The organism is Marivita geojedonensis (genome assembly GCF_002115805.1).
GTDB lineage: Bacteria > Pseudomonadota > Alphaproteobacteria > Rhodobacterales > Rhodobacteraceae > Marivita > Marivita geojedonensis.
This window is the reverse complement of sequence record NZ_JFKC01000016.1, coordinates 73,479-83,911: the sequence shown is the minus strand read 5'-3', so window position 1 is coordinate 83,911 and position 10,433 is coordinate 73,479. Positions and strand designations below refer to the sequence as shown.

9 protein-coding genes are annotated in these 10,433 nt (G+C 62.3%); 7 read left to right on the top strand and 2 right to left on the bottom strand.

From position 1 onward, the window contains the following. From MGEO_RS21420 to hflX, 5 genes are all read left to right on the top strand, one after another. The coding region (locus MGEO_RS21420) for a hypothetical protein (protein WP_233139936.1) at positions 1-235 on the top strand (235 nt) is incomplete at its 5' end. Between the two features lie 947 nt (positions 236-1,182). Continuing rightward, positions 1,183-2,559, top strand: a complete 1,377-nt coding sequence (gene trkA, locus MGEO_RS14790; RefSeq protein WP_085639402.1) for a Trk system potassium transporter TrkA — start codon at positions 1,183-1,185, stop codon at positions 2,557-2,559. 4 nt (positions 2,560-2,563) lie between these two features. Beyond that, positions 2,564-4,078 carry a potassium transporter TrkG gene (locus MGEO_RS14785; RefSeq protein ID WP_085639399.1) on the top strand — a complete coding sequence of 505 codons (1,515 nt, stop codon included), beginning with the start codon at positions 2,564-2,566 and terminating at the stop codon, positions 4,076-4,078. Positions 4,079-4,200: 122 nt separating this feature from the next. Next, positions 4,201-4,440, top strand: coding sequence for an RNA chaperone Hfq (gene hfq, locus MGEO_RS14780; RefSeq protein WP_085639396.1), 240 nt, complete (start codon positions 4,201-4,203; stop codon positions 4,438-4,440). Positions 4,441-4,457: 17 nt separating this feature from the next. Continuing rightward, positions 4,458-5,711 (top strand): GTPase HflX, encoded by a 1,254-nt coding sequence (hflX, locus tag MGEO_RS14775; RefSeq protein ID WP_085639412.1) that lies wholly within the window; start codon positions 4,458-4,460, stop codon positions 5,709-5,711. Positions 5,712-5,734: 23 nt separating this feature from the next. Here the strand turns inward: hflX and MGEO_RS14770 are convergent, their stop codons facing one another. Beyond that, complete coding sequence (locus tag MGEO_RS14770) at positions 5,735-8,200, bottom strand: penicillin acylase family protein (RefSeq protein ID WP_085639393.1); 2,466 nt, start codon at positions 8,198-8,200, stop codon at positions 5,735-5,737. A gap of 147 nt (positions 8,201-8,347) precedes the next feature. Here MGEO_RS14770 and MGEO_RS14765 point away from each other — a divergent pair, with 147 nt between their 5' ends. Beyond that, on the top strand, positions 8,348-9,220 hold the full coding sequence (locus MGEO_RS14765) for an NAD(P)-dependent oxidoreductase (protein WP_085639390.1): 873 nt from the start codon (positions 8,348-8,350) through the stop codon (positions 9,218-9,220). A 211-nt stretch (positions 9,221-9,431) separates the two neighbouring features. Further along, on the top strand, positions 9,432-9,668 hold the full coding sequence (locus MGEO_RS14760) for an EF-hand domain-containing protein (RefSeq protein ID WP_085639387.1): 237 nt from the start codon (positions 9,432-9,434) through the stop codon (positions 9,666-9,668). A gap of 61 nt (positions 9,669-9,729) precedes the next feature. Here the strand turns inward: MGEO_RS14760 and MGEO_RS14755 are convergent, their stop codons facing one another. Continuing rightward, positions 9,730-10,431: a hypothetical protein gene (locus tag MGEO_RS14755; RefSeq protein WP_085639384.1), complete on the bottom strand. Its 702-nt coding sequence runs from the start codon at positions 10,429-10,431 to the stop codon at positions 9,730-9,732. Between the last annotated feature and the right edge of the window lie 2 nt (positions 10,432-10,433).

Sequence of the window (10,433 nt, the reverse complement as noted above, 5' to 3'; positions counted from 1 at the left end):
GCCTAGGAAGCTTTTGGACATTATTTCTGAGATTGATGCTTCATCAACTTCTCGACAACATAGTGATCCCAAAAATGCACTAGAGCATTGGATTGGAAAAAAGCATTTTGACGACATGAGAGGCTTGCAAATACATGACCGAGTTGAGTCAATTGGTTCAGAATATGCTAGGCGATTGGATGCGATTTCTCACTTTGAGGTCAACGGAAGCAATGACATCAAAGATAATGAATGAACTCTCTAGGATTCTATAATTAAATTGAAGAATTTTGGACATAGACTTTGGCATCCGCGCGAAACAGCGGGCGCAGCCCGCCGCGCATCGCCGACGCGCCCCCACGCGGCGGCGATTTGGTTGGGCCAGTGCTCCGCTTTGATCTTATTCGGATGTGGCCGGGATAAATCGAGGGATTCGACGGTCGGATCGCCACCGCGCGCGTCGGCGATACGCGGCAAGTCGATAGTGTGTTGAGTGGCGGCGATTTGGTTGGAGACATGGTGCGTGCGAGCACGCACCCTACCGGCTTCGGATACATCAAGGGACTCGACGGGCGGATCGTCCCCGCGCGCGTCGGCAATGCACGGCGTGTCGATGTTGTGCGGAGTGACGGCGATTTGGTGGGGGGCGGGATACATCCGGGGAGTCGACGGTCGGATCGTCCCCGCGCGCGTCGTCCTGCTGGACGCATGGCTTTGGGATGGCACATGGCGGGTGAGCGCTGTGACTTTCGCAAAATGGAGCCCTTCCGCATCCGCAAAGTTTTGCCACGAAAGGCGCTGAAAACGGGATCTGCCGCACAGAATGGGCGCTCAAGGGTCAAATTCTCGCCCGCAACAGTGGTTAGGCAGGGGGAGATTTTACATCTTTCAGGAGCCTTTCCATGAGTATGATTTTCGAAAACCCGATGGCCATTGCCGCGTTTCTGTGTGCGGTTGCCGCGATCCACATCGTCGTGATGCGTACGGTGCGGAAGAAAGACAAGTAAAGCGTTCTCCGGGGCGACAGCCCCAACCGGTTTGTATCAGTGCCCGCGCCGCCCCCCATGTGCGGCGCCGGTGCCGTATGCCACAGGCGGGGTCCGGTGGCATGGCGCCATGTCCTGCGCAATTGACCCCATCCCGGACCTCTGCCATTGAGAAGGCTGCGACACAGCCAAGGGGCCCGGCGTCGGGCTGCGGGACATGAAGGTTATCATCTGCGGAGCAGGTCAGGTCGGCTGGCAGATCGCGCGGCACCTCTCGGGGGAGCGTAATGACGTCACCGTTGTGGACAACAACCCCGAACTGGTGCGCCGGGCGACCGATGCGCTCGATGTGCAGGGGATCGCGGGGTTCGCGTCCTATCCGGATGTGCTGGACCAGGCGGGCGCGCGCGACGCGGACATGATCATTGCCGCCACCTATTCGGACGAGGTCAACATGGTGACCTGTCAGGTGGCGCATTCGGTGTTCTCGATCCCGCGCAAGATCGCGCGGCTGCGCTCGAAATCCTATCTGACGGCAATCTATTCCGATCTCTACCGCCGCGATCACATGCCCATCGACGTGGTGATCAGCCCCGAGATGGAGGTGGCGGAGGCGGCATTGCAGCGGCTGAACGCGCCGGCGGCGTTTGACACGGAAAAGTTTCTCGATGGCGAGGCAGCGCTGATGGGTCTGACCATCGACGACGACTGCCCGATCGTGAACACGCCGCTGAAGCAGTTGACGGACCTGTTCTCGACCCTGCGGAGCATCGTGGTGGGCATCCGCCGTGAGGGTACGCTCTTTGCACCGGAATCGGGAGACCAGCTGTTCGCGGGCGATTCCTGCTATGTGATGGCCCATAACGAGGACGTGCGCCGGACGCTGGAGATTTTCGGCAAGACCCATCGCAAGCAGGAGCGGGTGGTGATTGTCGGCGGCGGCAATGTGGGTCTGATGGTCGCCAGAGAGCTTGAGCAGCGCGCCGACCGGGTGCGCGTCAAGGTGATCGAGCGCAACCGCAAGATCGCGGAACGCGCGGCTGAGGCGCTGGAGCGGACGATTGTCCTCAATGGCGACGGGTTGGACGTGTCGCTTTTGTCAGAGGCCAATATCGAGCGCGCGGATGCGGTACTCTGTGTGACCGATGACGACAAGACCAACATGCTGGCGGCGGTGCGGGCCAAGTCCGAAGGCTGCCGCATGGCGATTGCCCTGATCAACGATCCGACGCTGGAGCCGCTGATGGAGCCGCTGGGGATCGACGCCTATATCAACCCGCGCTCGGTCACGGTCAGCTCGATCCTGCGCCACTTCCGGCATGGGCGTGTGCGCGCGGTCTATTCCATTGGCGATGCCGAGGCCGAGGTGATCGAGGCGGAGGTGCTGTCAACCTCGCCGATGGCGGGCCAGAAGCTGCGCGACATCGATTTCCCGGAAGGCGTGATCGTCGGCGCGGTGCGCAAGGCGGGCAAGGTCAAGCGTCCGACCGGAGCGATGGTGATCGAGGAGGGGGATCAGGTGGTTCTCTTCACGCTGGCCAAGGACGTGCCGGAGGTCGAACGCCTGCTTCAGGTGTCGATCGACTTCTTCTGATCCGATGGCGCTGCTCTATCGCCTGCCGCTGTTGTTGCTGCTGACGGGTCTGGCGTCGGCATCGATGATCGTTCCGGCGGCGGTGGCGCTCTGGGCCGAGGCCTTCCACGATGCGCGGTCGTTCTTCTATTCGGGGCTGGTTGGGCTGATCTTCTGTACGCTCATCGGGCTTGCGCTGGCCAACCGGCCGCACAACCGCAATGCGATCCGGCAGTTGATGGCGCTTCTGGGCAGCTTTGTGATCGTGCCCGCGGTTCTTGCGGTGCCGTTCTATGAGGCGGTCCAGACGACGAGCTTCCTCAATGCCTATCTCGAAATGGTGTCGAGCCTGTCGACAACCGGCCTGCCGCTTTTTGCGCCGGAACGGTTGTCGATGGCCGAGCATCTGTGGCGCGCGCAGGTGGGCTGGATGGGCGGGTTGCTCATGTGGGTCGCGGCTGCGGCGATTCTTGCCCCGCTGAACCTTGGCGGGTTCGAAGTGACCTCTCTGGGAGAGCCGGGACAGGATGTCGTGGCGGGCGCGGCGCGCCGTGATACGTCGAACCCGGCAAGCCGGCTGGCGCGCAGCGCGGCGGTGCTGGCGCCGACCTATGCGTTGCTGACGCTGGCGCTCTGGGTGCTTCTGCTGGTGGTCGGCGACACACCGTTTGTTGCTTTGACCCATGCGATGAGCGTGATGGCCACCTCGGGGATTTCGCCGGTGGGTGGACCCGCCGGGGGCGGAAGCGGTATCGCCGGTGAGGCGATCATGGCCGTATTCCTGCTGTTTGCCCTGTCGCGGATGACATTTTCGCAGGACAGCAGTTCGGCCCAGAGATCCGGACTGTTTTACGATCCGGAGTTCCGATTGGGGCTGGCCATCGTTTTGCTCGTGCCGCTTCTGCTGCTTCTGCGCCATTTCGTGGCGGCTCTGGATATCGGCGACCAGAACAACTTTACCGCCGCCGCGCGCGCTTTCTGGGGGTCGGCTTTTACGGTTCTGTCTTTTCTGACAACACATGGTTTTTCCAGTGTCGACTGGGTGGACGCGCAGGCCTGGTCGGGGCTGGATACGCCCGGCTTGATCCTTATGGGGTTGGCACTGATCGGTGGCGGCGTGGCGACGACAGCGGGCGGGGTCAAACTGCTTCGGGTTTTTGCGCTGATCGTCAACGGGATGCGCGAGGTGGATCGGCTGGTGCATCCGTCTTCGGTGGGGCGTTCGGGGCTCGTGTCACGGCGCACGCGGCGCGAAGGGGCGTTCATTGCCTGGGTGTTCTTCATGATCTTCGCGATCACTCTGGCGGCGACAACGGTGGCGCTGGCGGCGTTCAACATCCCGTTCGAGCAGTCACTTGTGCTTGCCGTGGCCAGCCTGTCCAATTGCGGGCCGCTGATCAGCGTCGTCGAGGCGGGCCGCTTGACGCTGCTGGAACTGGGGCCCGGACCGAAGGTGATCCTGTCACTGGCGATGATGATGGGGCGATTGGAAATGCTGGCGCTTGTGGTTATTTTGACGCCGGATCTCTGGCGCGACTGAGCCTTTCCAGGCTGGATACGGAAATTCCTTGTTTTTCCTCTGGAATTTACGTGAACCCCGCGACATAGTGAGGCCAAATCACCTGCATCGGCGCGACAAGAGCAAGAACAAAGGCAATTTTTATGGCATCTGATAAGCAGAACCTTCAGGACGCGTTTCTCAATCACGTCCGCAAAACCAAGGTGCCCGTGACCGTATTTCTGATTAATGGTGTCAAATTGCAGGGCGTGATCACCTGGTTTGACAATTTCTGTGTGCTTCTGCGTCGCGATGGACAGTCCCAGCTTGTCTACAAGCATGCCATCTCGACGATCATGCCAGCCCAGCCGATCAATCTTTACGACGGCGAAGGCGAAGCTTGAAAGAACACAAGGCGCATGTGACCCGGGCCTGGGTCCTGCATCCCGACATCACCAGTGACCGCACCCGGCGTGCGGCACAACCGGCCTTGGCCGAAGCTGTGGCATTGGCGGCAGCCCTCCCGGGGCTAGACGTGATTGGCAGCGACGTTGTCCGACTTCCCAAACCGCAACCCGGCGCGCTGTTCGGAAGCGGCAAGATCGACGAGCTTGCGGCGGTCTTCAAAGAGCAGGAAATCGAACTGGTCCTGGTCGATGGCCCGGTGACCCCGGTGCAGCAGCGCAATCTCGAGAAAGCGTGGGGGGTCAAACTTCTTGATCGGACCGGGCTGATCCTCGAAATCTTCAGTGACCGAGCGGCAACCCGGGAAGGGGTTTTACAGGTCGAGATGGCGGCGCTCAGCTATCAGCGGACGCGTCTTGTGCGGGCGTGGACGCACCTTGAACGGCAGCGCGGTGGATTGGGATTCGTCGGCGGTCCCGGTGAGACGCAGATCGAGGCCGACCGCCGCGCCATTGACGACCAGCTTGTGCGTCTGCGCCGGCAGTTGGACAAAGTCGTCAAGACCCGTGGCCTGCATCGCGCGGCCCGCGCCAAGGTGCCGTATCCGATTGTTGCACTGGTGGGGTACACCAACGCTGGCAAGTCCACGCTGTTCAACCGGCTGACCGGGGCCGAAGTCATGGCCAAGGACATGCTTTTTGCGACGCTCGACCCAACCATGCGGGCGGTCCGGCTGCCCGATGGCCCTGAGGTGATCCTTTCGGATACGGTGGGTTTCATCAGTGATCTGCCCACCGAACTGGTGGCCGCGTTCCGCGCCACGCTGGAAGAGGTTCTGGCTGCGGATCTGATTCTGCATGTCCGCGACATCAGCCATGCGGAGACCGAGGAACAGGCAAAGGATGTGCACGACATCCTGTCATCACTGGGCGTAACCGACACCACGCCGATGATCGAGGTCTGGAACAAAATCGACGCGATGGACGCTGAGGACCGGAGCGCCGCGCAGGCACGGGCTGACCGTGATCCCGCGGTCTTTGCCACGTCCGCACTGACCGGCGAAGGTTTGGAGCCGCTTCTGTCCGCAGTCAACGCGGCGCTTGAAGGGGAGCGGCGGGAAGACAGCGTGCATCTGGAGTTCGGCGAGGGTCGGAAACGGGCGTGGCTGTTCGACAAGGGTCTTGTCGAGGAAGAGACCCAGGACGAGACCGGGTACACGCTGCGTGTGCGCTGGTCAGCAAAGGACGCGCGGCAGTTCGAAACGCTCTGACATCAGTTGGCGCTGAGACAGGTTTATTCCCGCACCAGACGCGTGACACCCACCGAGGCCGCGCGGGCCAGATCGGCGTCCAGCGACATCGGAATATATTCTCCGCGCCGCCACAGGATGCCAAGGTTGTCATAATGGCGCGACAGGAAGTGACCGGACTGGCCGGTGGAAAGAATGAAAACCGAACTGTCAGGATCGGCAAAATCATACACCCCGCGATAGGCTGCACCGTGGACGTTCAGGAACGGGTTCGGTCCTTCCCCTGAACTGCGCCCGCGCATCAGCGTGTGGTCGCCACCAGAGGTGCTTTGCCGGATGTTTACGAAGTAGCGCAGGATCGGGACATCGCCCAGTACCGGATGGTCATGGGTGGCCTGATGGGCGTCGCCCCAGCGCAGGGATTCCAGCGCCGTTCCGTAGGTCTCGGAAATCCAGATCAGCGCGTCGTCGAGAGCAAGACGGGCAATGTCCGTGCAGGTTTCCTCGGCGGCAGAGCGCAGGATATCGCACCACGCGCTGGCGCCGGCGACATCCCGGTAGACGCGTTCGATGAACAGAGGTTCGACGCGGGTGAATTCGGATGCAAGGGGGCCAAGATCGTCGCGGATCAGGCGTTCCTGCAAGGCCCGCAGCCAGGCGGTGTAGATCAGCGGCTCGGGAAGATGCTCGTTCATCTCGCCGTTCCAGTTTGCGAGCAGCTCAAGCGCGCGCTGGCGCAGTCGTTCCGGTGTGCCATCAGGCGCGGCCTCGCCGGTGAACCACAGGTCTGCGCCAATCAGCGGCAGAAGCGCGCGAGCGGTGATCGAAACGGTGTCGAGTTGCGCTTCGATAAAGCTGTCGCGGGTGTGGACCTCGCGGCCCTGCATCAGCCCCTGCCATCGCATGACCCGCTGGCTGTCGCCCCAGTCGAAGCTGACATGCAGCGGGAAGGGGCGGTCGACGATCTTGTTGTTGGTGTTGCCGACGATGCCACCGGTCGGGTTTAGGAAAACCGGGTTCGAATCGTCGGGGAACACGCCCTGCCAGCGGTTCTCGGCCCGCCATCCGAGGCTGGGCAGCCGGCCCTGGCTTTGGTGCGCGGCGTCGCGTCGGGGCATGGCGCCCACGAGTTTCATTGCGATGCTGTTGGCGTCGATGACGGTGACATTCTGGGACGGCGCGATGTAGGCTTTCGATGCCTCAAGGGCCTCGTTCACCGATTGGGCATACATCAGTCCGATGGCCGCCGACATCGAAGTGTCCCGCGCGCTGAGTGCGGTCCAGCTGAGCGCCGTGACATGGCCGGGTGGGGTGATCGTTCCGAGATCGAACTGGGTTGTCGGCAGCACCGGTCCATTGTCCGTCCAGCGCAGAGTGAGCGTGACCGGCTCGGAATCCTTGATCTCGATGATCGAGCGCCGGGTGGCGAAGTCCTTGAATCCGTTCGGCGTCCGGTACTGCTCGCGATTGTCCGGGTTGATTTCTTCGATGAACACGTCCTGATCATCGAGATAGGACGAGGTCACGCCCCATGCGATGGATTCGGAGCGCCCCGCCATGACTGCCGGAATGCCGGGGATGGTCGCACCGATGACACCGCCGGACGACAGTTGCAGTCGTGCGAGGTACCAGGTTGCCGGGGCCGTGAACTCGAGGTGCGGATCATTGGCCATCAGCGTCGATCCGGTGGCCGAGCGCGAGGCATCTGCGGCCCAGGCATTCGACGCGCCGGCCAGGCCACGGTCGGCCACTGGCCAGAAGGGCGGTTCAGGACGCGCTTCGGCGAAACGCGTCGTGTCCGGTATGGCGGGCACCAGTGACGCGTATTCGGGCAGCGCGGCCACGCCCTGACCGGGGATGTCGGGAAGAAGGTCGGCCAGTCGGTTTTCGTCGGGCAACAGCAGCGATGTGCGCGCTCTGAGCACCTCTTCCTTCAGGTGGCTGGACAGTTGCAGCGCCATCAGTTTCACGAGCGCGATCGAATCCGCAGGCTGCCAAGGGGCAAGCGGCGCGTTGAACACGAAAAACTCGGGCGCGCCGCGGCCAAGGCTGTCGCGGTTGATTTCGGTGATCCGGGCGTTGACACCGGCGGCGTAGGCTTCGAGCGCGTCGAGCGTGCGCGCATCCTGTGACGAGACCGACTGCACCGCGCGGGGGTAGAGGTCGAGGCGACGGAGCAGTTTGTCGGTTTCCACTGTGCGCGGGCCAAACAGCTCTGAAAGACGCCCCTGCGCGGTTCGGCGCATCAGCGTCATTTGCCAGAGCCGGTCCTGAGCATGGGCATAGCCGAGGGCAAAGAACGCATCCCGGTCGGACGAGGGGAAGATATGCGGGACACCGGAATTGTCCCGAACGATCTCTACATCCCCCGTCAGGCCGGGAACGGCGATTGTCTTGTCGTAGTCCGGCAGTGAGCGCGAGGCGAGGTAATAGACCGTCACAACGGTGATGACCGACAGACCGAGCAGGGCAGTCGTCAGCCAGACCAATGCTCTGAAAATCAGCGCCACGTCGCCTTTACCTTTCAACACGAAACGCCCCGAAGCGGAGCCCAGAAAGCCCCTACCGAACACGCAGCCCCTTGCCAAGGGGGCGGTGCAGCGTCAGGTAAAGGCGGCAGAGATTTACCGTGAGAGAACTGAGAGGGAGCACGCGGCATGGCAAAGGTGGCATTCTTGGGTTTGGGCGTCATGGGCTATCCGATGGCGGGCCATTTGGTGAAGGCCGGTCACGAGGTGACCGTTTACAACCGCACAGCGGCCAAGGCCGAAGCATGGGCCGCCGAATATGGCGGGTCCCACGCAGCGACCCCGCGGGAGGCGGCTGCGGGGTGTGAGTTCGTGATGTCCTGCGTGGGCAATGACGATGATCTGCGCAGCGTGTGCGTCGGAGAGGACGGCGCCTTTGCGGGTATGGGCGACGGCAGTATTTTCGTGGATCACACCACGGTGTCCGCGAAAGTCACGCGGGAGCTTTATGATGCCGCATCCGACAGGGGGATCGCCTTTGTAGATGCGCCGATTTCCGGCGGTCAGGCCGGGGCGGAAAATGGCGTGCTGTCCGTGATGTGTGGCGGAGACCAGCCGGCCTATGACAAGGCGGAGCCGATCATCGATGCCTATGCCCGAATCTGCCGCCGCATCGGGGAGAGCGGTGCGGGTCAGATGACGAAGATGTGCAACCAGATCGCAATTGCGGGTCTGGTGCAGGGTCTGAGCGAAGCCTTGCATTTTGCCGAAAAGGCAGGGCTGGATGGCCGTGCTGTCGTCGAGGTGATCAGCCAGGGAGCGGCCGGGTCGTGGCAGATGTCGAACCGCTATGAGACCATGATCGACGACAAGTTCGATCACGGCTTCGCCGTCGACTGGATGCGCAAGGATCTGGGCATCTGCCTGGATACGGCTGATGAGGTTGGCGCATCGCTGCCGGTGACGGCGCTGGTCGATCAGTTCTACAAGGATGTGCAGAAGCTTGGTGGTGGGCGCTGGGACACATCCAGCCTGATCAAACGCCTGCGCGCGATGGGGTGATCCGAAGGGACGGATGCGTCGACGCATCCGTCCGTTTCCGTTGACGGAAACGATGGTGCTGCAGTCGGATTTCCGGCACAGGCGCCCTTCCGCTCATTTGCGATCACGGCAATATTTCAATCTCTTGTGCGCCCGTATGCGGTTGCTACATCAGCGCTGACGGCAGCGAGCCGTTGTTTGCGGCAATGTCCGCAGTGGAGTGTTCAAGAACATGAAGAACGTGGTTGCAACCTTTGGGACGGTCCTGCTTCTGACAGCAGGTGTGGCCCACGCCAATGTCACCGTTGAAGACGCTGACGGCAATGGCAGCTACTCGATGGAAGAACTGGCCGTGGCCTATCCGGACATGACCGACGATCTGTTCGCCGAGATCGACACCGATGACGATGGCGCGGTCAGCATGGAAGAGCTGACAGCCGCTCAGGAGGCCGCCCTGATCGCCTCGTAACCGATCAGCTTCCCCTTGTGTGCAGGGCCTCGGATTTCCGGGGCCCTTTCAGTTTGCGGGGTTATTCGGTGTCGGTGCCGCGCAGCGCAAGGATCGCGATGATTCCCAGAACGCACAACCCGACAACCGCGACATTCACCGGACCCGTGTTGGCCACGATCACCCCGATCAGCGCCCAGATAACCGTGATCCCGTATTCCGGTGCGCGGTGCAGCCGGTATTGGGCGACCAGAGCGATCACCAGCCCGATGGACAGCGCCACGATGGCGGACCATTTGCCACTGAGCACGCCATATCCGCCCAGCAGAAGGCCAACGGACACCGAGGATGCCGCTGTCAGCCAGCCCGCATAGATCGCCACCGGGGTCTGCTGGAACCAGCGGTCGGTGTCGCCGACCCGGAACAGGCTGAGAAAGGCACTTGCGAGCATCGCCCAGATCAGCACCGTTGCTGCAACCGGTGAGACGTTCGCCACCGGCAGCCAGGTTGCGCCGATGGCGAGGCTGAGAACCAGTGGAGGACGCATGGCCGTCCAGTCCGGGTCATCGCTGCGACGGAGCAGCCCGAAACCCGCACCCACGATGAGCCAAAGGTAGATCAGCCCCCAGATAGAGAACGCGTAGCCGGCAGGCTGCACCGGCGGGTTGTCCTGCGGAACCGGGAACTGGTCAGGCTCGAACCCGTTGAAGCCCTGAGTGAACCACGGTGACGCCGCGAAGACGAGCGCGGCGATGAGAACCAGACCTGCCCAGAGCCGTGCCATGC